Origin of the sequence: Thermomonospora sp. CIF 1, assembly GCF_001896795.1 — a bacterium.
Classification (GTDB): domain Bacteria; phylum Actinomycetota; class Actinomycetes; order Streptosporangiales; family Streptosporangiaceae; genus Thermomonospora; species Thermomonospora curvata.
The window spans coordinates 251,384-272,849 of sequence record NZ_MOYN02000018.1; the positions used below are offsets into that span (position 1 = coordinate 251,384).

Annotated in this window: 19 protein-coding genes; 7 read left to right on the forward strand and 12 right to left on the reverse strand. The window is 71.4% G+C overall.

The genetic code is table 11. The features are described from left to right. Positions 1 to 11: 11 nt before the first annotated feature. The 3 genes from BUE48_RS11875 to BUE48_RS11885 all read right to left on the reverse strand — a co-directional run bounded on the left by BUE48_RS11875 (position 12) and on the right by BUE48_RS11885 (position 2,830). Positions 12 to 527, reverse strand: coding sequence for an ATP-binding protein (locus tag BUE48_RS11875; RefSeq protein WP_052305491.1), 516 nt, complete (start codon positions 525 to 527; stop codon positions 12 to 14). A gap of 512 nt (positions 528 to 1,039) precedes the next feature. Continuing rightward, positions 1,040 to 1,228 carry a DUF3040 domain-containing protein gene (locus BUE48_RS11880; RefSeq protein ID WP_012852743.1) on the reverse strand — a complete coding sequence of 63 codons (189 nt, stop codon included), beginning with the start codon at positions 1,226 to 1,228 and terminating at the stop codon, positions 1,040 to 1,042. Between the two features lie 54 nt (positions 1,229 to 1,282). Next, on the reverse strand, positions 1,283 to 2,830 hold the full coding sequence (locus BUE48_RS11885; RefSeq protein WP_245537036.1) for a glycoside hydrolase family 10-like protein: 1,548 nt from the start codon (positions 2,828 to 2,830) through the stop codon (positions 1,283 to 1,285). Between the two features lie 436 nt (positions 2,831 to 3,266). On the opposite strand from BUE48_RS11885, the gene BUE48_RS11890 reads away from it, so the two are divergent. From BUE48_RS11890 to BUE48_RS11910, 5 genes are all read left to right on the forward strand, one after another. Next, on the forward strand, positions 3,267 to 3,959 hold the full coding sequence (locus BUE48_RS11890) for a spermine/spermidine synthase domain-containing protein (RefSeq protein ID WP_286989804.1): 693 nt from the start codon (positions 3,267 to 3,269) through the stop codon (positions 3,957 to 3,959). A 31-nt stretch (positions 3,960 to 3,990) separates the two neighbouring features. Continuing rightward, positions 3,991 to 5,238 carry an isochorismate synthase gene (locus BUE48_RS11895; protein ID WP_012852746.1) on the forward strand — a complete coding sequence of 416 codons (1,248 nt, stop codon included), beginning with the start codon at positions 3,991 to 3,993 and terminating at the stop codon, positions 5,236 to 5,238. A gap of 456 nt (positions 5,239 to 5,694) precedes the next feature. Further along, positions 5,695 to 5,931, forward strand: a complete 237-nt coding sequence (locus tag BUE48_RS11900; protein ID WP_286989805.1) for a hypothetical protein — start codon at positions 5,695 to 5,697, stop codon at positions 5,929 to 5,931. 238 nt (positions 5,932 to 6,169) lie between these two features. Further along, complete coding sequence (locus tag BUE48_RS11905) at positions 6,170 to 7,165, forward strand: trypsin-like serine peptidase (protein ID WP_286989806.1); 996 nt, start codon at positions 6,170 to 6,172, stop codon at positions 7,163 to 7,165. A gap of 124 nt (positions 7,166 to 7,289) precedes the next feature. Further along, the gene (locus BUE48_RS11910; RefSeq protein ID WP_286989807.1) at positions 7,290 to 8,078 is read left to right on the forward strand and encodes a tyrosine-protein phosphatase; all 789 of its coding nucleotides are present in this window, start codon (positions 7,290 to 7,292) and stop codon (positions 8,076 to 8,078) included. A gap of 56 nt (positions 8,079 to 8,134) precedes the next feature. Here the strand turns inward: BUE48_RS11910 and menD are convergent, their stop codons facing one another. From menD to BUE48_RS11925, 3 genes are all read right to left on the reverse strand, one after another. Then, positions 8,135 to 9,811: a 2-succinyl-5-enolpyruvyl-6-hydroxy-3-cyclohexene-1-carboxylic-acid synthase gene (menD, locus tag BUE48_RS11915; RefSeq protein WP_012852749.1), complete on the reverse strand. Its 1,677-nt coding sequence runs from the start codon at positions 9,809 to 9,811 to the stop codon at positions 8,135 to 8,137. After that, positions 9,808 to 10,767 carry an o-succinylbenzoate synthase gene (locus BUE48_RS11920; protein WP_012852750.1) on the reverse strand — a complete coding sequence of 320 codons (960 nt, stop codon included), beginning with the start codon at positions 10,765 to 10,767 and terminating at the stop codon, positions 9,808 to 9,810. The genes menD and BUE48_RS11920 overlap by 4 nt, the downstream gene beginning before the upstream one ends. A 76-nt stretch (positions 10,768 to 10,843) precedes the next feature. Then, positions 10,844 to 11,743, reverse strand: coding sequence for a 1,4-dihydroxy-2-naphthoyl-CoA synthase (locus BUE48_RS11925; RefSeq protein WP_012852751.1), 900 nt, complete (start codon positions 11,741 to 11,743; stop codon positions 10,844 to 10,846). A gap of 102 nt (positions 11,744 to 11,845) precedes the next feature. Here BUE48_RS11925 and BUE48_RS11930 point away from each other — a divergent pair, with 102 nt between their 5' ends. Continuing rightward, positions 11,846 to 12,994, forward strand: coding sequence for an AMP-binding protein (locus tag BUE48_RS11930; protein ID WP_286989808.1), 1,149 nt, complete (start codon positions 11,846 to 11,848; stop codon positions 12,992 to 12,994). Between the two features lie 260 nt (positions 12,995 to 13,254). After that, positions 13,255 to 14,589 (forward strand): RNA polymerase sigma factor, encoded by a 1,335-nt coding sequence (locus BUE48_RS11935; protein ID WP_012852753.1) that lies wholly within the window; start codon positions 13,255 to 13,257, stop codon positions 14,587 to 14,589. A gap of 63 nt (positions 14,590 to 14,652) precedes the next feature. On the opposite strand, the gene BUE48_RS11940 is transcribed toward BUE48_RS11935, so the two are convergent. From BUE48_RS11940 to nirB, 6 genes are all read right to left on the reverse strand, one after another. Beyond that, positions 14,653 to 15,519: an ABC transporter permease gene (locus BUE48_RS11940; protein WP_286989809.1), complete on the reverse strand. Its 867-nt coding sequence runs from the start codon at positions 15,517 to 15,519 to the stop codon at positions 14,653 to 14,655. Between the two features lie 14 nt (positions 15,520 to 15,533). After that, the gene (locus tag BUE48_RS11945; RefSeq protein ID WP_012852755.1) at positions 15,534 to 16,511 is read right to left on the reverse strand and encodes a daunorubicin resistance protein DrrA family ABC transporter ATP-binding protein; all 978 of its coding nucleotides are present in this window, start codon (positions 16,509 to 16,511) and stop codon (positions 15,534 to 15,536) included. A gap of 102 nt (positions 16,512 to 16,613) precedes the next feature. Next, a complete protein-coding gene (locus BUE48_RS11950; protein WP_012852756.1) occupies positions 16,614 to 17,132 on the reverse strand; it encodes a DUF421 domain-containing protein in 519 nt (172 codons plus the stop codon). 213 nt (positions 17,133 to 17,345) lie between these two features. After that, positions 17,346 to 18,518, reverse strand: coding sequence for a uroporphyrinogen-III synthase (locus tag BUE48_RS11955; protein WP_012852757.1), 1,173 nt, complete (start codon positions 18,516 to 18,518; stop codon positions 17,346 to 17,348). A 36-nt stretch (positions 18,519 to 18,554) separates the two neighbouring features. After that, positions 18,555 to 18,929, reverse strand: a complete 375-nt coding sequence (nirD, locus tag BUE48_RS11960) for a nitrite reductase small subunit NirD (protein WP_012852758.1) — start codon at positions 18,927 to 18,929, stop codon at positions 18,555 to 18,557. Beyond that, entirely contained in the window at positions 18,926 to 21,466 is a 2,541-nt protein-coding gene (nirB, locus tag BUE48_RS11965) for a nitrite reductase large subunit NirB (protein WP_286989810.1), read from the reverse strand. Before nirB ends, nirD begins: the two co-directional genes overlap by 4 nt.

Genomic DNA, 21,466 nt, shown 5'->3' on the forward strand with positions numbered 1-21,466 from the left:
ACCGGGTGCTGTCAGCGGCGTCCTCCGTCAAGGTCCGCATGGACCCGCGGCGCCTCCGGCGCCAGGCGCAGCGGCTTGCTGAACCACACCACTTTGCCGTGCCCGCACACCCTGCTGCCGTACGCCGCGGCCAGCGCCGCCACCAGCAGCAGCCCACGCCCCCTCTCCGACCAGTCCGCCGCCTGCGCACCGGCCGGCCGCGGCACCAGCGGGCTGTCATCCCCCACCTCGGCCACCAGCTCCCCCTCCCGCAGGCGCAGCCGCAGCCGCACCGGCCCGGTGCCGTGCACCACCGCGTTGGTGACCAGCTCATCGACCATCAGCACCACATCGTCGACCTCGCCGGGATCCTGCGCCCCCCACAACGCCAACGCCCGCCGCGTCAACGCCCGCGCCCGCGACACCGCGGCGGCCTCCCCGGCCAGCTCCCACGCCAGCGCCCCCGCCGCGGCCCGCCCGCCTGTCCGCCCGCCGGCCTGCCGGCCGTGCGGCCTCCGCCCGTCGGCCCCGAGCCGCTTGATCTTCAAATCCGCTCTCCTCACCCCGTCTGGCCGTGCGAGTCGACGGCTCCATACCGGCATGTTCCCGGTGCGGGACCGGCGGTAGAGGCCCGCCCTCCAGAACTGCCCCCAAGGCAAGGCCCGCCTTGCGGGAACGGAAGGCCACCGGCCCGCACCCTGCGCGCTGTCAAAGACGTCCCGCACCACGCCGCGGTGCACCCCGGACGGCAAGAACCCACCCCGCATCCACACCACCCTCACCTTCCGGACACCCCCGCCGCGCTTCCGCCGGCTGCGGCCACGGAGAATCCCGTTAAGGTAGGGAAGGCCGGTGTGGCATGTGTCCCCCGGGCCGCACCCTAAGCCTTCGTGGAATACCGGCGGCCCCCAAGGCCGCGCAGGAGCCACGTTGTGCCCTTCGCCGTGAGGCGACCACCACACCGGCCCGCAACGCGTGAGGGGGCCCGGCCTTCTCAGGCCGGACCCCCATGCACGTTCACCTGCCGCCGCCCAGGCCGCAAGAAGAACCTCCCGCGGCCTTACAGCACCGCCACCGCCACGGCGGCCGCCGCGGCCACCACCACGACCGCCGCCATGACCAGCACTGAGCGGCGAAGGCGATGCGACCTGCCCAGCGTCGACAGCCGGGCCGCCAAGTGGGGATCGTCACGCCGAAGCCGCGTCTCGATCTCGGCGAGGATCCGCTGCTCCTCCATCGACAGCGCCATGCCTACCTCCGGGGGGTGTCCGGTGTCTTCTTATCTGCCCCACCACCAAGATCATTAGCCGTGCTCGGTGGTCACCGTCGCCCCCCGCGCCGGGGCGCTTTCATGGTGCAACCGGTCCAGCGCGGTGACGTAATAGGTGTACGTCGTGCCGGGCTTGACGGTCGGATCCACGATCGCGCTCCCCCGCACCGTCGTCAGCAGCCTGCGCGGATCGACCTGGGCGCACGCCTTGCCCCGGCCCTCCACCCGGTACACCGCATACGAGGTGGCCTGCTTCGACGGCGACAGCTGCCAGCTGACCCGCACGCCCTTGCCGTCCGGTTCGGCCCGCACCGACCCGGCCGGGGACGGCGCGGCGCCCCCCGCCACCGGTGGGGGGATCGCCGCCGCCCCATAGTGGTCCTTGCGCAGCCGGCTGGTCGCCCCGCCCTTGTCACCGACCAGGTCCTTGGCGCTGAAGTACACATCCCCCCGCACCTGCCGGTGACGGGCGTTGACCGCAAGATGCCGCGACAGCTCCCCGGCGTCGAAACCGCGCTCACCGACCCGGTAGGAGGCCTGCCCGATCGTCAGCTGCACCCCCGTGCCCTCCACCTGCTCGGCCCACCAGGCCACCAGCGTGGAGTAATCGGCGGCGGCGTTGCCGATCTCCCAATACAGCTGCGGGGTGATGTAGTCCACCCAGCCCTGCTTGACCCACTTGCGGGTGTCGGCGTAGACGTCGTCGTAGCTTTGCAGCGCCGTGGTCTGCGACCCGGCCGGGTCGCTGCGGCGGTTGCGCCACACCCCAAAGGGGCTGATCCCGAACCGCACCTGCGGCTTGGCCCGGTGGATCTCCTCGTGCAGGCCCTTGACCAGCGCATCGACGTTGGCGCGCCGCCAGTCGCCCTTGCTCATCCCCCGCCCGTACCGCCGGTAGGTGTCCTCATCGGGGAAGTCCCCGCCCGAGGGGTAGGGGTAGAAGTAGTCGTCCAGGTGGACGGCGTCGATGTCGTACTTGCCGACCACATCCAGCACGACCTTGGTGACCAGCTCCCGCACCTGCGGCAGCCCCGGGTCGTACCACAGCTTGCCGTCGTATTCACGCACCCACGAGGGGTTCTTGCGGGCGGGATTGTCCGGGTGCAGCTTGCCGCGGTCGTTGTGCAAGGCCACCCGGTAGGGGTTGAACCAGGCATGGAACTCCAGGTCCCGCTTGTGGGCCTCGGAGACGAAGAACTCCAGCACATCGAACCCCGGGTCACGGCCCTGCTCGCCGCTGATCCACTGCGACCACGGCTCATAGGGGGAGTCGTAGAAGGCGTCGGCGCTGGGACGGACCTGCACGAACACCGCGTTCAACCCCAACGCCCTGGCCTGGTCCAGCAGCTTGCGGTAGTCGGCCTTCTTGCGTTCGGCCGAGTGCGCGGTGTCCGACGGCCAGTCGATGCCCGACACCGTCGCGATCCACATGCCCCGCACCTGCCGTGCGGCCGAATCCCCGGGGGGCTTGATGTCCGGGCATTCGGCCATGCCGGCGGCGATCGGGGCGTCCGCCCGCAGCGCCCCGACCTCGCCTCCGGCCGCCGAGGTGCATCCGGCGAGCAGACCCGAAGCCGCCACCGCCGCCGAGGCGATCTTTATGCGTTCTTTGCTCCCCGATAGCCACGCCATAGCCCTCAAGTCTTACCGACAAGCGGGCATGCCATGACCAAAACACTGAACCCCGCAGGCCTGTTACGCCCACATCCCCCTTCCCATGGGGGAAGCGGACCGAAAAATTTACCTACCGGGACCTGCCCGCCAAAACCCGTGAAAGCACCTCCGCTCCCTGCGGGAACATCCCACCCCCTTTACATGAATCCCGGCATCCGTCCCATCTGTGCTCTACTCGCACAACCAACCCGACCGTCTCAGTGCATGTCGGTGCGCCCTTCACAGCCCCGGCAAGAACCTTGAGACACCCCGGCTGCAAGACCCGATGCGGCCCGCGGAAACAACCCCCACGGTTTCCCGCAGCCGACGGCAGGCACCCAAGCACCCGGCTACCCTGACCTCGATGCAGTCCTCTCCCGCCCCCGTGATCGTCGACCGCGCACCGGGCGCCGCCGGAGAGCTCATCCTCCGCAAAAGCGGCCCCCACTACGAGATCATCAGCAACGGCGTGTTCCTCATGGACACCCGCGACGGCGCCTCCGAACGCCTCCTGGTCACCGCCGCCCTCGACCACCACCCCCCGCCCGCCGACATCCTCATCGGCGGCCTCGGCGTCGGCTTCTCCCTGGCCGCGGCCGCCGCCCACCCCCACGCCGGAACCATCACCGTCATCGAACGCGAACCGGCCGTCATCGCCTGGCACCGCACCCACCTGCGCCCCTGCTCCGCCGGCGCCCTCGACGACCCCCGCGTCCGCCTCCACCAGGCCGACCTGCTCACCTGGCTGCACCGCAACCCCCGCCCCCACCACGTCATCTGCCTCGATATCGACAACGGCCCCGACTGGACCGTCAGCGACGGCAACGCCCGCCTCTACCAGCCCTCGGGGCTGCGCCTGCTGGCCGACCGCCTCACCCCCGACGGCACCCTCGCCGTCTGGAGCGCCGCGCCCTCCCCCGCCTTCCGGCGACGCCTGCGCGACCACTTCACCCACGTCACCACCCGCACCGTCCCCCACCGCCGCGCCCACCCCGACGTCATCTACCTCGCCCGCCACCCCCGCGGGGTGTCCCACCCCACACCCCCACACTTTTGAACAAGTTCAACTCTGCCGTAGAGTGGACGCCGTGAAGCTCGCGGCCGAAGCCACCACCCCCCTCACCGCCCGCACCCAGCCCATCCCCGACCCCGGCGACCTGACCGCCCACCTGCCCCACCCCACCGCCCTGGCCTGGATCCACCACGGCGAAGGCATCGTCGCCTGGGGACAGACCGCCCGCATCACCATCCCCGGCGGCCCCCACCGCTTCACCCACGCCGCCCGCCGCCTAAGCGACCTGTTCGCCGGCGCCGCCATCGACGACCCCCTCAAACTGCCCGGCACCGGCCCCCTGGCCTTCGGCAGCTTCACCTTCGACCCCGCCACCGACGGCTCGGTCCTCATCATCCCCCGCCACATCCTCGGCCGCCGCGACGGGCACGCCTGGCTCACCACCATCGGCGCCCCCACCGCCGACCCCCTCACCCTCACCCGGCCACCCGCCCCGCCCACCGGGCTGCGCTGGGGGGAAGGCACCCTCAGCGCCCACGACTGGCAAAAAGCCGTCGCCACCGCCGTCGACCGCATCCAAGGCGGCGACCTGGGCAAAACCGTCCTCGCCCGCGACCTGACCGTCCAGGCCGCCCAGCCCATCGACACCCGCGTCCTGCTCTCCCGCCTGGCCGCCCGCTACCCCACCTGCTTCACCTTCGCCGTCGACCGCCTCATCGGAGCCACCCCCGAACTCCTCATCCGCCGCACCGGCGACCGCATCGACTCCCTCGTCCTGGCCGGCACCACCCCCCGCGGCACCACCCCCGGCGAGGACCGTGAACGCGCCCAGCGCCTGTACCGGTCCGCCAAAGACCGCCGCGAACACGCCTACGCCGCCGACATGGTCCGCCAGGCCCTCACCCCCCTGTGCACCGACCTGCACGTCCCCCACCGGCCCCAGATCCTGACCCTCCCCAACGTCATCCACCTGGCCACCCCCGTCCACGGCACCCTCGCCGCCCAGCACTCCGTCCTGGACGTCCTGGCCGCCCTTCACCCCACCCCCGCCGTCTGCGGCACCCCCACCGCACCGGCCCTGGACCTCATCCGCGAACTGGAGGTCATGGACCGCGGGCGTTACGCCGGCCCCGTCGGCTGGATCGACACCGACGGCAACGGCGAATGGGGCATCGCCCTGCGCTGCGCCGAGATCGACGCCCACGACCCCACCCGCGCCCGCCTCTTCGCCGGCTGCGGCATCGTCGCCGACTCCGACCCGGCCGCCGAGCTCGCCGAAGCCCAGGCCAAATTCCGTCCCATGCAAGAGGCCTTCCAGGGCTGACCCCCACCCCCGAGGGGGTCGTTTTCGGTGCCGCCGGGCCGTGCCGGGTGACGGTACCGTCCACCTTGGGTTATAGATCACCGAAGACGGGCAAAGCACTCGCTCGTCGAGCTCACCAAAACGCCGGGCATCGCGCCGTCACCGAAGACGACAGCACCGCGAAAGCCCCTGCAAGCCCTGCCTGCCAGGCTCGAAACCACACGGCACCGGCAACGCCGCCCCTTCACCGGCGCCCGAACCCGGCTTTCGCCGTGGGAGCCCGCCGCGCGGCGGCGCCGATCCGGAAACGACGCATCAAGAAGGCCGCCGAGGCCGGTCTTGCCGACCGGGCCGACTTCCAGGTCGCCACCGTCCAGGGCTTCCCCGGCACCGGCTATGACCTGGTGACGATGTTCGACCGCCTGCACGACATGGACGACCCGCCGGGTCCTGGCCCCCGACGGCACGTGGCTGCTGGTGGAGCCGTTCGCCTCCGGCAAGGTCGAGGAGAACTTCACCCCGGTGGGACGGCTGTGCGACAACGGCTCCACGTTCCTGTGCGTGCCCAACGCCCTCTCCCGAGAGAGCGGCTATGCGCTGGGCGCGCAGAACGGCCCGGCCGCCATCCGGGAACTGGCCACCAAGGCCGAATTTGCTCATTTCCGGCAAGTGGTGCAGACGGCGTTCGATCTCGTCTACGAGATCCGCCCTTGAAACAAAGACCCACGCGATCATCGGTGGTGGCCGCAGCGAAGGCGGCCACCACCGGCTTTTCCAGAGACGACCGCGAACCCACCGGGGATCGAATGCCGCAGCGTCGTTGGCCGATACCGGCCAAAGACTACAAACTCCCCCCTTCAAGGAAGAGACCAACCGGCACCCATCGGTTCATATTGCGGCAGAACGACCCGCGTCACGATCGCACGACGAAAAGCAAAGGGAAACATCCTCCATGCGACCACCCACCCGCACCGCAGCAGGACTCATCGCCATGGCCACCGCCATGACCCTCCTCCTGCCGGGCACGGCCACCGCCGCAACACCCGAAACAGCCGCCACGGCCGCACCCTCCCCCTTCCAGGCGATCTCCCACCCGGCCGGCGACGTCTCCGCCGCCTCGGTGCTCAACTACTGGACCCCCGAACGCATGGCCAAGGCCAAGCCGCTGGACCGCAGCCTGAACGGCCCCGCCGCCGGACCGGACGTCACGGCGAACGCGGTCACCAACGCCAAGATCCGCCCCAACCCCAAGACCAAGCTCAACCGCACCACCGGCAAGCTCTTCCTGGTCCAAGACGGCTACGACGGCTACTGCAGCGCCACCGTCACCACCGCCGGCAACAAACGATCGGTATGGACCGCCGGCCACTGCGTCCACAGCGGCCGCGGCGGCGACTGGAGCACCTACGGCCTGTTCGTGCCCGCCTACCACAACGGCAAGGCCCCCTTCCAAAGGTGGGTCGTCGACCGCTGGGTCACCACCTACGGCTGGATCAGCAACCCCACACCACAGGCCTTCGCCTACGACATCGCCGCCTTCACCGTCAAAAACAAGCCCAAGAACAAAAAAGGCAAGCGCAAGCTGCAGCAGGTGGTCGGCGGCAAACCGGTCAAGATCAAACCCGCCCGCAAGCTCGGCATCCTCAACCTGGGCTACCCGCACCTCTTCCTGCCGTCGGGCAAACCCACCAACACCCGCAAGATGTACTACTGCCAGGGCCCCAGCACCCCCTACAACATCGCCGGCAAAGGCTGGCCGGTCGGCCTGGCCACCCGCTGCACCATGGGCAACGGCGCCAGCGGCGGCGGCTGGCTCCACAAATACGGCAAGACCTGGTACATCGTGGGCCTCAACAGCGCCCACCACCGCCACAACAAGATCGCCTTCAGCCCCTACCACGGCCCGGCGGCCCGGAGCGTCCTGAAGACGGTCCGATCCTTCAAATAACCCCGGCCACACGCCCGGGACCCTTTCGGGGTCCCGGGCCCCCTCCGCCCCTGCCGCAAAAACGACGTGATCCTCCTCACCACACCACGAACCTGAACACACCGGGCGCATAAGGTGTGCGGCGATGAACGCACGGTGGATCGAACTGGACGGCGCGGTCAACGTCCGCGACCTGGGCGGGCTGGCCACCACCGACGGCCGGACCACCCGCTTCGGCAAAGTCCTGCGCTCAGACAACCTGCAGAACCTCACCCCCCGCGACCTGCGGACACTGCTGGAGAACTACCGCCTGACCGACGTGGTGGACCTGCGCAGCCGGACCGAGGTGGACCTGGAAGGACCCGGCCCGCTGACCCGGGTGCCCCAGGTGACCATCCACCACCTGTCACTGTTCGCCGAAAGCGGCCGGCACACCGACGTCACCGCCGACACCCTGGATACGGACAAGGTGCTGCCCTGGCAGACGCACCCCTCGGCCGCCGGACCCGACCGGCCGGTCGAGCACTACCTGGGCTACCTGCGCGACCGCGCCGACTCGGTGATCGCCGCACTGCGCGTCATGGCACGCACCCGCGGCGCGGCCGTGGTGCACTGCGCCGCCGGCAAGGACCGCACCGGCGTGGTCTGCGCCCTGGCCCTGGACGCGGTCGGCGTGCGCCGCGACCACATCATCGCCGACTACACCGCCACCGGCCTGCGGCTGCAGGCCATCCTGGCACGACTGCGAGCCAGCGGCACCTACGCCGCCGACCTGGACTCCCGCCCCGCCGACAGCCACCTCCCCCAGGCCACGACCATGGAGAAGTTCCTGACCGTCCTGGACGAACGCTTCGGAGGCACCCTCGGCTGGCTCGCTGAACACGGGTGGAGGGATGGCGATACGGCGGCATTGCGGGAGAGCCTTCTTATCTGACCGCCTTTACGTTGTAGATCACTAGGCGGAGGAGGAGAGAAAAGCCGAAGGCGCCCCTACCGGGAGGCCATGACGGCGCGGACCGCCTCCTGAGCGGCCCGGCGCATCCGCGCATGCAACTCGGCGTTGGCCCGCCGGTCGGTGCGGGCCTCCACGATCCGCAACCCCTGCCCCGAGATCGCCTTCGGCAGATCCGAGGCCGACTCCAGCAGCGTGTAGGGCACCCCGTGCGCCGCCGCCACATACGCCAGATCCACCTGGTGCGGAGTGCCGAAGACATGCTCAAAGGGCTCCTCCAGCGACGCCTGCGGCAGCATCGAGAAGATCCCCCCGCCCCGGTTGTTGATCACCACGATCGCCAGGTCCGGACGCGCCTCGTGCGGCCCCAAGATCAGGCCGTTCTGGTCGTGCAGGAACGCCAGATCCCCCAGCAGCGCATACGAACGGCCGCTGTGCGCCAGCGCCGCGCCGATCGCCGTGGACACCAGCCCGTCGATGCCGCTGGCGCCCCGGCTGGCCAGAATCCGGATGCCCCGGCGCGGCCGCATCGTCTGATCCAGATCCCGGATCGGCATGCTCGCCGCACAAAACAGCAGCGACCCGCCCGGCAGCGAGGCCACCAGATCCCGCGCCAGCCGCGGCTCGGTCACCTCATCCCCGGCGTCCAGCACCGCGTCCACCGCCCGGCTGGCGGCCAGATCCGCCGTCCGCCACGACCGCAGCCAGCTGTCATCGCCCCCCGACAGCACCGGGATCTCCACCTCTTGGGCGACCTGGGTGGCCGAGCGCACCGGATCGGGCCAGCGGCTCAGATCCGGCGCCACCACGATATGCTCCTCGGCCCGTCGCAACAGCGACAGCAGCGGCCGGGACAGGCCCGGACGGCCCAGCGTCACCACCACATCCGGGCGGTGCCGCTCGGCGAACTCCGGCGTCCCCAGCAAAAAGTGGTGGGAGGACAAGGCGTGGTCGCCGTAACGGGCGTTGCCGTGCGGCTCGGCCAGCACCGGCCAGCCGGCCATCGACGCCGCCGCCACATACCGCTTGACGTTGACCGCGCCGTCCCCCACCACCAGCACGCCGCGGCGGGTCGGCGGAGCGTGCAGCACCGACCCCGGCGTGGACGGCCGCACCCGCGTCCAGGCGCCGGTGACGTCCCCATCCAGCGGCTCGCACCAGGACTCGTCCCCATCGGGGATCAACGGCTCCCGGAAGGCGACGTTCATGTGCACCGGGCCCGGCGAAGGCGCCAGCGCCAGCCCCCAGGCCCGGCTGGCCAGCGACCGCCAATAGGCCACCATCCCCGGCCGCTCCTCCGGCACGCCGACCTCGCAGCTCCAGCGCACCGCCGTCCCATACAGCCGCATCTGGTCGATGGTCTGGTTGGCGCCGGTGTCCCGCAGCTCCGGCGGCCGGTCGGCGGTCAGCACGATCAGCGGCACCCCCGAATGGTGGGCCTCGATCACCGCCGGGTGGAAGTTGGCCGCCGCGGTGCCCGAGGTGCACACCAGCGCCACCGGCCGCCCCGACCGCTTGGCCAGCCCCAGCCCCACGAACGCCGCCGACCGCTCATCGATGCGCACATGCAGCCGCAGCCGGCCCATCTTGGCCGCATCGTGCAGCGCCAGCGCCAGCGGCGCCGACCGCGAGCCGGGAGCCAGCACCGCATCGGTCATGCCGCAGCGCACCAGCTCATCGACCAGCACCCGGGACAGGGCGGTCGCGGGGTTCATCGCGCAACTCCGATCACCGGCGCATCCAGCGCGGCCTGCGCGTCGGCCAGCCGGCGCCGCCACCGCTCGTCATCGACCTCATAGCGGCCCAGCGCCTCCTCATCGACCACCGGCCGGCGCACCGGCATCATCCCGTCGACCGGCACCAGCGGGTCGGCGACCACATCGCCCTCCAGCAGCGACAGCGTGGCCAGCCCGCAGGCGTACGGCAGCTCCGGCAGCGCGGCGGCCAGCGCCAGCCCGGCCGCCAGCCCCACCGAGGTCTCCACCGCGCTGGAGACCACCACCGGCAGCCCGGTCCGCTCGGCCACCTCCAGCGCCGCCCGCACCCCGCCCAGCGGCTGCACCTTCAGCACAGCGATGTCGGCGGCCTCGGCGGCGCGCACCCGCAAGGGATCCTCGGCCCGGCGGATCGACTCATCGGCCGCCACCGGAACGTCCACCCGCCGCCGCACCAGGGCCAGCTCCTCCAGCGTGGCGCACGGCTGCTCGACGTACTCCAGGTCGAAACGGTCCAGCAGCCGGATCATCCGCACCGCCCGCTCCACGTCCCAGGCGCCGTTGACATCGATCCGCACCCGGCCGTGCGGGCCGATCGCCTCCCGCACCGCCTCCACCCGGGCCAGGTCCCGGGCGTCGCTGAGCGCCGCATCCAGGCCGCGCTCGGCGACCTTCACCTTGGCGGTCCGGCAGCCGGAGGCCCGCACCAAGGCGGCCGCCCGCTGCGGATCGACCGCCGGGACCGTCACGTTCACCGGGATCGCCTCCCGCAGCGGCGGCGGCCACCCCGCGAAAGCGGCCTCCTGCGCCGCCGCCAGCCAGCGGGCGCACTCACGCGGGCCGTACTCGGGGAACGGAGAGAACTCCCCCCAGCCTGCGGGACCACAGATCAGCACGCCTTCCCGGCGCGTGATGCCGCGAAACCGCGTCCGCATCGGGATGGAGTAGACCCGCACCCGCTCGACCCCCTGCCATGTGCGCACTCTGCGCCCACATCACCTCGTATCGGCCCGTACCGAACCGTATCGCGACCTAGTAGTACCAGGGGAAACGCGACCAGTCCGGTGCGCGCTTCTCCAGGAAGGAGTCCCGGCCCTCGGCAGCCTCATCGGTCATGTACGCCAGCCGGGTCGCCTCCCCGGCGAACACCTGCTGGCCGACCAGACCGTCGTCGATCAAGTTGAAGGCGAACTTCAGCATCCGCTGCGCGGTCGGGCTCTTACCGTTGATCTTACGGGCCCACTCCAGTGCGGTGCGCTCCAACTCCGCGTGCGGCACCACCGCGTTGACCATGCCCATGCGGTGCGCGGTCTCCGCGTCGTAGGTCTCCCCCAAAAAGAAGATCTCCCGGGCGAACTTCTGCCCCACCTGCCGGGCCAGGTACGCCGAGCCGAACCCGCCGTCGAAGCTGGCCACATCGGCGTCGGTCTGCTTGAAGCGGGCGTGCTCGCGGCTGGCGATCGTCAGGTCGCACACCACGTGCAGGCTGTGCCCGCCGCCGGCCGCCCACCCGGGCACCACGCAGATGACCACCTTGGGCATGAAGCGGATCAGCCGCTGCACCTCCAGGATGTGCAGCCGGCCGGCCCGCGCCGGGTCGATGGTGTCGGCGGTCTCCCCGCTGGCGTACCGGTAGCCGTCCCGGCCGCGGATGCGCTGGTCGCCGCCGGAGCAGAACGCCCAGCCCCCATCGCGCGGGGACGGGCCGTTGCCGGTCAGCAGCACGCACCCCACATCGCTGGTCTGCCGGGCATGGTCCAGCGCCCGGTACAGCTCATCGACGGTGTGCGGGCGGAAGGCGTTGCGCACCTCGGGCCGGTTGAAGGCGATCCGCACGGTGCCCTGGTCGACCGCCCGGTGATAGGTGATGTCGGTGAAGTCGAACCCCTCGACTTCCTTCCAGGCGTCCGGGTCGAACAGCTCCGAAACCATGTGTTCCTCTCCTCGGGCCGGCGCCGCTCGCCGGCCGCCCCCAATTCAACCGCCATCTGGGTGCCGATGCCGCCGACGGGGTCCCCTAGGCTGGGCCGCGACATGGATCGTCAGGTGCACGCCCTCCTCCTTCCCCCCGGCCCCCGCCTGCAGGAGGCGCTGGCCGCCGCCCTGGACGGCAGCGGGCCGGCGATCTGCCCGCTGTCGCCGCAGCTGCCGCGCCCGGCGCTGCAGACGCTGCTGCGGGCGCTGGCGCCGTCGGCCGTCCACACCGACGAAGGGGTGCGGCCCCATCCGGCCGGCCGGCCCACCGACGCCCGCACCGCTGTGATCATCGCCACCTCCGGGTCCACCGGCGCCCCCAAGCTGGTGGAGCTTTCGGCCGAGGCGCTGCGGCATTCGGCCGCCGCCTCCCTGGAGCGGATCGGCGCCGCCGCCGGCGACCGCTGGCTGTGCTGCCTGCCCACCCACCACATCGCCGGCATCCAGGTGCTGGTGCGTTCCCTGATCGCCGGCACCACCCCGCTGATCACGCCCCGGTTCGACATCGACGCCGTCGCCGCCGCGCCCGTCCAGCACCTGTCGCTGGTCCCCACCCAGCTGCGGCGGCTGCTGGACGCCGGGGTGGACCTGGCGCGTTTCGGTGCGATCCTGCTGGGCGGCGCCGCGGCCTCCCCCGCCCTGCTCCAGCAGGCCCGCTCCCGCGGCGCGCGCATCCACACCACCTACGGGATGAGCGAGACCAGCGGCGGCTGCGTCTACGACGGCCTTCCCCTGGACGGGGTGCGCGTCGACATCGACGCCGACGGGCGGATCCTGCTGGCCGGGCCGGTGCTGTTCTCCGGCTACCGCCTCAACCCGCAGGCCACCGCTCAGGCCAGGGACGGGCAGTGGCTGCGCACCCCCGACCTGGGCGCCTTCGACGGCGGCCGGCTGCGGGTGCTGGGCCGCATGGACGATGTCATCAACACCGGCGGGGAGAAGGTCCTGGCCACCGAGGTCGCCGCCGTGCTGGCCCGGCACCCGCGCGTCAAGGACGTCGTGGTGGTGGGCCGCCCGGACGCCGAATGGGGCGAGCGCGTCACCGCCGTCGTCGTCCCCGCCGGGGACCCGCCCACCCTGCGGGAGCTGCGCGACCTGGTCCGCCGCAGCCTGCCGGCCCACGCCGCGCCCCGCGAGCTGGAGCTGCGGACGGCCATCCCGCTGCTGCCTTCGGGCAAGCCCGACCGTCAGGCGCTGCGCAAACCCTGACGGGCCTTTCTGTTCTTGTGGGTTCGCGGGTGCCTTATCCGTGATCGGCAGGGGGTTTCGGGTGTCTTCCCACCCCCGGCCTTGACAAAGTAAGGTTTAGGTTGAGCTGGGCTTTCATGCCGTCCGGGAACAACCACGGGCATGCGCGGCGTTCCGAATAGTGCGCACGGGAACGCAAACCACCACCCATCAACGCATCCGCCCCTAGATCAGGCATGCGTTCATCACCTATGTCACACGGAAGGGAGGGGGGTGTGCCCATGCCGCGAGCAGCGGTACCGGCCCCGTTCCAGGAGGCAAGCTCCACACCGCTCGAAGCGCTGCTGGAGCGCGGCCGCGCGCAGGGCCACCTTTCCCTCGGCGAGGTACGCGAAGCCTTCCGGGCCGCCGGCATCAGCCCGGCGCAGGGACGTTCGATCCTGCGGGAGATCTCCGAGGCCGGGGTCAGCCTGGCCGCCGAGGACGAGGCCCCGGCCTCCAACGGCCGCAAGTCCACCCGGGCGGCCGGCAAGAAGCCCGGTGCGACCGCCGGCGCCAAGGCCGCCTCCACCGGCAACCGGACCGCCGCGCCGGAGCAGGCCGACGTCCCAGAGGCCGCCGAAGAGCCCCTTGAGGACGAGGCCCTGCAGATCGACGCGCTCCAGGCCGACACCGCCGACGCCCTCGACCTGGACGACATGTCCAGCTCCATGGGCGACTCGGTGCACACCTACCTGAAGTCGATCGGCCGCCGGCAGCTGCTGACCGCCGAGCAGGAGGTCGAGCTGGCCAAGCGCATCGAGGCCGGGCTGTATGCCGAATACAAGCTGGAAAACGAGCCCGACCTGCCGCCTGAGCTGCGCGAGGAGCTGGAGTGGGTCGCCGCCGACGGGCGCGAGGCCAAATCCCACATGCTCGAGGCCAACTTGCGCCTGGTGGTGTCGGTGGCCAAAAAGTACTCCGACCGGGGGCTGTCGCTGCTGGACGTCGTCCAGGAGGGCAACCTGGGGCTGATCCGCGCGGTGGAGAAGTTCGACTACACCAAGGGCTTCAAGTTCTCCACCTACGCCATGTGGTGGATCCGGCAGGCGATCCAGCGCGGCTTCGCCGACTCGGCCCGCACCATCCGGCTGCCGGTGCACGTGCTGGAGATGCTCAGCAAGCTCAGCCGGGTCGAACGCGACATGCACCAGCGGCTCGGCCGCGAGCCCACCCCCGAGGAACTGGCCGCCGAACTGGACAAGAGCCCGGCGCAGGTGCGCGAGCTGCTGCGCACCAGCCGCCAGCCCATCAGCCTGGACTCCACCATCGGCGAAGACGGCGAGACCCGCATCGGCGACCTGATCGAGGACATCGACAGCCCCGAGGCCTCGGAGATGGTCGACCGGCAGCTGATGGCCGACCAGCTGCGCCGCAGCCTGTCGATCCTCTCCCCCCGGGAAGAGATGATCATGTCGATGCGGTTCGGGCTGTACGACGGCACGCCCCGCACGCTGGATGAGATCGGCAAGCACCTGGGGCTGACCCGGGAGCGGATCCGCCAGCTGGAAAAAGAGTCCCTGTCGAAGCTGCGGCACCCCAGCAACGCCACGCCGCTGCTGGATTTCGCGGTCTGACCGCCGCACCCGGGAGAGCCCCCGGCGCCTTGCGCCGGGGGCTCTCCCCTGCCCGCACGAAGGTCAGTCGCCGCGGCGGAACTGGACGATGGCCAGCCCCAGCAGCCCCAGCCCCATGGCGGCGACCATGAGCAGCTGCAGCCAGACCGGGACCGGCCAGCCGTTCCAGGTGACGCCCGCGTTGAAGGCCCGCTCCAGCTCCGGCGGCAGCTGCAGGCGGGAGAAGACCGCCTGCCGCATCGGGTCCACCGCATAGGTCAGCGGGTTCAGCTTCGTCAGCACCCCCAGCCAGGCCGGCAGCCCCGACAGCGGGTACAGCGCCCCGGACAAAAACAGCATCGGCATCATCGCCATCTGCATGACGGCGAAGAAGGACTGCATGTTGGTGATCCGGGCCGCCAGCAGCACCCCGAAGGCGGTCAGCGCGAACGCCCCCAAAAACAGCTCCCCGACCAGCGTGAGCATCAGCGCCGGGTGATAGGGCACGCCGACCAGCCCGGCCAGCGCCACGATCACCACCCCCTGGGCGGTGGCCACGAACGCCCCGCCCAGGCACTTGCCGATCACGATGGCGCCGCGGCTGACCGGCGCCACCAGCATCTCCCGCAGGAAACCGAACTCCCGGTCCCACACGATCGAGGCGGCCGAGAACATCGCGGTGAACATCACCGTCATGGCGCACACGCCGGGGAAGATGAACGTCTTCAAGTCCACCCCGTCACCGCCGCCGGTGGCCATCAGGGACGACAGCCCGGTGCCCAGCACCAGCAGCCACAGCACCGGCTGGATCAGGCTGGAGATCACCCGCATCCGCTCAGAGACGAAACGCAGCACCTCCCGGTGGAAGACGATCTTCACCGCGCGCAGGTCGTGCCGGAGGCTGCGCGGGGGCACCTGGACCCGCACCGGCTGCGGCGCCGTCGCCGTCATCGCCTCATCCCCTCTCATCTTCGTCGCGCGGCCACCCGCATCCAGTCCCGCGCAGAGCCCCCGGCGTCGCGGATGCTGGTGCCGGTGTAGGACATGAACACATCGTCCAGGGAGGGGCGGGCCACGCTCACCGCGCGGATCGCCTGGCCGAGCTCGGCGAACAGCCGGGGCACGAACTCCTGCCCGCCGGCCACGGAGAAGGTGACGGCGCCGTCGCGCACGTCGGCGTCGATGCCGAAGCGTTCCTTGAGCGCGGCGATGGCGGCCCGGTCGTCGTCGGTGTGCAGCCGCACCCGGTCCTTGCCGACGCGGGCCTTGAGCGCCTCGGGGGAGTCCAGCGCCACGATCTTGCCGGAGTCCATGATCGCGATGCGGTCGCAGAACTCGGCTTCTTCCATGTAATGAGTGGTCATGAAGATGGTGATCTGCTCGGCGGCCTGCAGGCGGCGGATGTAGTCCCAGATGGACGCCCGGGTCTGCGGGTCCAGCCCCACCGTGGGCTCATCCAAGAACAGCACCCGCGGCGAGTGCAGCAGCCCGCGGGCGATCTCCAATCGGCGTTTCATCCCGCCGGAGTAGGTGTTGACCTTGTCGCGCCGCCGCTCCCACAGCCCCACCATCTCCAGCACCTGGCGCATCCGGCCGGCGAGCGCGGCGCGGGGCACCCCGTACAGTTCGGCGTGGAAACGCAGGTTCTGCTCGCCGGACAGGTAGCCGTCCAAGGTGGGGTCCTGGAAGACCAGCCCGATGTTGCGCCGCACGTCGTCGCGTTCGCGCACCACGTCGTAGCCGGCCACGCGGGCGCTGCCGGCGGTGGGCCGCAGCAGGGTGCACAGCATGCCGATCGTGGTGGATTTGCCCGCCCCGTTGGGGCCGAGGAAGCCGAAGATCTCGCCGGCCTCCACCGTGAAGTCGATGCCCTGCACCGCCGTGACCTCGCCGAAACGCTTGACCAGCCCGGTGACGGCGATCGCGGGCTCCCCCGTGGCCATGCACGACTCCCTCGGCCCAGAACCGACAGTCAGATCCCCCAACCGTATGTAAGTCCAATATTCAGAAACAAGCGGGCGGCCGGGTCCGGCAGGGCGGCGCCGTCACAGTCCCCGGGGCGGCTCGACCGGGTCGCCCGCGGCGCGGTCCCGGCGGATCACGCTGATCATGCCGTTGGGTTCGATCCAGGCGCGCTCGACCATGGCGATGTCCTCGATGCCGTGCAGCCGCATCTGGGAGAGGACCTCTTCGGCGGTCATGAACTCCCTCAGCATCGCCTTGCGGTTCAGCCTGCCGTTTTCGATCAGCACCCGGGGCCGGGCCTTCAGCAGCGCCGCCATGCACGGGAACCGGTAGGCGACGGCGTCGACCGCCACGCTCCAAAACAGGATCGTCACGACCAGCAGCAGGCCGTCGGCGACCGTCTCGGCCTCGCCCTGCAGCCCGGCCGCCGCGGCCTGGGCCACCAAGACGACCAGCAGCACGTCCGTGACCCCCAGGCCGCCCGCCTCGCGCCGGCCGACCAGACGTAACAGGATGAGCAGCACCAGATAGGTCACCGTGCCGCGGACGAACACCTCCAGCAGCGGAACGCTCAGGGTGAAGACCGATCGCCACTCCACCGCCGCACCATCTCCTCACCGCCTCGGCCGCCCGAACCGCCCCGGGCGCCGCAGGCTCCGCATGACCCCGCGGGTCCTCGCCGCGGTCTGCGCAAAGAGCCCGGCCGACCGCCTGCGGGCGGTCTCTTCGGTCCTTCCCGCTGGGAAGGGCTCGCCTGCATGACAGAGGGCGGGCGATGTGCGCCCGCCCTCTGTGCCCCGCGAAAGGACGCGTCAAAAGGGACGATCGGTGCGTACCGGGTCGCAGGCCAGCCGGTAGCCGCGTTTGACCACGGTCTCCACGATGCCCGAGCGGCCCAGGCCGCGCCGCAGCCGGGCCACCGCCATCTCCACCGCGTGCTCATCGGCCTGCGGGCGGCCGTCCCGGCCCCAGCCGCTTCCGGTGATCACCCGGCTGGGCAGCACCGTGCACAGCTCGGCCCGGGAGACCACATGGCCGGGCCGGCGGGCCAGCGCCCGCAGGATCGCCATCGGCGCCGGGGCGATCGGCCGCAGCTGCCCGTCCAGCACGACGGCGTGCCCGCGCAGCTCCAGGGTGTGGCCGCGGACGTTGATCCGCCGGGCCCGCCGCCGCGGCAGGTCGGCGGCCAGCGCCCGCACCAGCGCCCCGATCCTGGCCCGCTCGGGCTGGACGGTGGGCACGCCGCGGTCGGTCAGCGGCTGGGCGGTGACCGGGCCGACGCAGGCGGCCACCGTGTGGGTGCGCAGCGCCTCCAGCAACGCCTCCTCCAGGCCGTCCTCGGCCGCCACCGCCAGCGTGGCGGTGACGGCGGGGGCGCTGGTGAAGGTGATGGCGTCGATGGTGCCGGCCACGGCCTGCCCCACCAGCCGGCGCAGCGGCGTGGAGTCGTCGGTGCGCGACCAGCGGTAGACCGGCACCTCGATCACCTCGGCGCCGGCGGCGCGCAGCGCGCCGGTGAAGTCCGGCAGCGGCTCCCCATACAGCTGCACCGCGATGCGGGTGCCGGTCAGGTCCTCGGCCAGCAGGTGACGCAGCAGCTCCTGGCAGCTTTCCGAATCCGGCGACCACTCCTCCTGCAGGCCCGCCGAGCGGATGGCGCCGCGGGCCTTGGGGCCGCGGGCCAGGATGCGGGCCTTGTGCAGCCGCTCGATCAAGGCGTCGCGCAGCCCCCAGCCGTCGGCCGTCTCCAGCCAGGCGCGGAAACCGATGGCGGTGGTGACGACGACATAGTCGAGCCTGTCGGCGATGCACACGTTGGTGGCGTGCAGCAGTTCGGCGTCGTCGGCCAGCGGCACCAGCCGGATCGCGGGGGCGTGCACCACCCGTGCCCCGCGCCGTTCCAGCAGCGCGGCCAACTCCTCGTGCCGCCGTGCCGCGGTCACCCCGACCGCGAACCCGGCGAGCGGTTCATGGTCAGTGTTCATGGCCGGCCGAGCCCACCCCCGGATCGGTCGCGGTTGTCATGACAGCGCGACCTCCACCCCTCCGGCCGGGGTGCGGCGGATGCGGAAGGTCGGCAGCGCCACCTGCCCGTCGTCCAGGCAGCGGCCCGTGCGCAGGTCGAAGACCTGCTTGTACATGGGAGAGGCCACGGTGGGGATGCCGCCGCGGGTGCCGACGATGCCCCGGGCGATCACGTAGGCGCCGCTGAAGGGATCGAAGTTGGACAGGGCGAACAGCTCCCCGTCGAAGGTCCGGAAGATCGCCACCTGGACGCCCTCCACCAGCGCGCACACGCCGCGCTCGGGCAGCAGGTCGTCATAGCGGCACACCTGATGCCAGCGGGTCGTCGGCTGCGGCGGGACGACGGGCGCGGTCTGCACGTCGGCGGTCATCGGGTCACTACCTCCAGCTTCGGTCCGGCCAGCAGTACCGGCTTGATCTGGTCGCGTTCGGGTTCGAAGACGATGCTCGGGTCGGGGACGTCGGGGGCGTTGACGAAGGACACGAAGCGGCGCAGCTTCTCGGGGTCTTCCAGGGTGTCGCGCCACTCGTCGGAGTAGCCGGCCACGTGGCGTTCCATCTGCTCGTCCAGCTCGGCGCAGATGCCCAGCCGGTCCTCGATGATCACCTCGCGCAGGTAGTCGATCCCGCCGTCCAGTTCCTCCAGCCAGCCGGCGGTGCGCTGCAGCCGGTCGGCGGTGCGGATGTAGAACATCAAGAACCGGTCGATGTAGCGGACCAGCGTCTCATCGTCCAGGTCGGAGGCGAACAGGTCGGCGTGGCGGGGGCGCATGCCGCCGTTGCCGCCCACATACAGGTTCCAGCCCCGTTCGGTGGCGATGACCCCGAAGTCCTTGCTGCGCGCCTCGGCGCATTCGCGGGCGCAGCCGGAGACGGCGGCCTTGAGCTTGTGCGGGGCGCGCAGCCCCCGGTAGCGCAGCTCCAGGCGGATCGCCATGCCCACCGAGTCCTGCACCCCGTAGCGGCACCAGGTGGAGCCGACGCAGGATTTGACCGTGCGCAGCGCCTTGCCGTAGGCGTGGCCGGATTCGAACCCGGCGTCCACCAGGCGCTTCCAGATCTTCGGCAGCTGCTCGACCCGGGCCCCGAACAGGTCGATGCGCTGCCCCCCGGTGATCTTGGTGTAGAGACCGAAGTCGCGGGCGACCTCGCCGATCACGATGAGCTTCTCGGGGGTGATCTCCCCGCCGGGGATGCGCGGCACCACCGAGTAGGTGCCGTTCTTTTGCATGTTGGCCAGGAAGTGGTCGTTGGTGTCCTGCAGGGCGGCCTGCTCGCCGTCGAGGATGTGGCCGCGTCCCAGACTGGCCAGGATCGAGGCCACCACCGGCTTGCAGATGTCGCAGCCGCGGCCCCGGCCGTGCTCGGTGATCAGCTGGGTGAAGGTGGTGATCTGGCGGACGCGCACGATGTCGAACAGCTCGGCGCGGCTGTGGTCGAAGTGCTCGCACAAGGCCTTGCCGACCTGGACGCCGGCCGCGGTCAGCTCGGCGTCCAGCAGCTTCTTCACCAGCGGGACGCAGCTTCCGCACGAGGTTCCGGCCCGGGTGCACTCCTTGACGGCGGGCACGTCGGTGAGGCTTTCGGCGCGGATGGCGCCGCGGATGGTCTCGGCGGAGACGTTGTTGCAGCTGCAGATGACGGCATCGCCGGGCAGCTCGCCGCCGGGCGGCTCGGTGCCGCCGAACAGGATCTGCTCGGGGCTGCCGGGCAGCTGCGCGCCGACGCGGGTGCGCAGCACGGGGTAGGCGGAGGCGTCGCCGACCAGCACGCCGCCCAGCAGGGTGCGGGCGTCGTCGCTGACGACGAGTTTTTTGTAGACGCCGGCGACCGGGTCGGTGTAGGTGACGTCCAGGGCGCCGCCCGCCCGGGAGGCGAACGGGTCGCCGAAGCTGGCCACCTCCACGCCCATGAGCTTGAGCTTGGTGGAGGTGTCGGCGCCGCCGAAGGCGGCCTGGGCGGTGGTGCCGTTCGCCAGCGCCGCCAGGTGGTCGGCCACCGTCTCGGCCATCGCAAAACACGGGCCGACCAGCCCGTAGACGGTGCCGTCGACCAGGGCGCACTCGCCGATGGCGAAGATCGCCGGGTCCGCGGTGCGGCAGGTGGCGTCCACGACGATGCCGCCGCGTTCGCCCACCGGCAGGCCACAGGCGCGGGCCAGTTCGTCGCGGGGGCGGATGCCGGCGGAGAAGACCACCACCTGCGCCCGGATCGCCGTTCCGTCGCCGAGGGTCACCTGGGCGACCGTGCCGTCCGGGCCGGGGTGCAGCCCCTGCAGCGGGGCGCCGGTGTGGACCGTCAGCCCCAGCTGCTGGATGTGGCGGCGCAGCATGGCGCCGCCGCCCTCGTCCAACTGGCGCGGCATCAGCCAGGGCGCCGCTTCCACCACGTGCACGTCGATGCCCAGGCCCTGCAGCGCCCGGGCCGCCTCCAGGCCCAGCAGGCCCCCGCCGACCACCACGCCGGCGGCGCCGGGACGGGCGGTGCAGTGGGCGCGCAGCGCCTCCAGGTCGTCGATGGTGCGGTAGACGAACACGCCGGGCAGGTCCCGGCCCGGCACCGGGGGCACGAACGGGGCGGAGCCGGTGGCCAGCACCAGCGCGTCGTAGCCGATGACCTCCCCCGAGGCGGTGGTGACCGTGCGGGCCGCGCGGTCGATGCCGGTGACCGTTTCTGCGATGCGGACCGTAACCTGCGCGTCATGCGCGGGAAACGTCAGGTCCGCCTCCTCGGTCAGGTAGGAGGTGAGCGCGACCCGGTCGTAGGCGGGGCGGGGTTCCTCCCCGATCACGGTGATCCGCCATAGGCCCGCGGTGTCCCGTTCCCGCAGGGTCTCCACCAGCCGGTGACCGGCCGGGCCGTGGCCGACCACGACCAGCTGCCTGTAGGTATCCCCTCCGACGTCCAT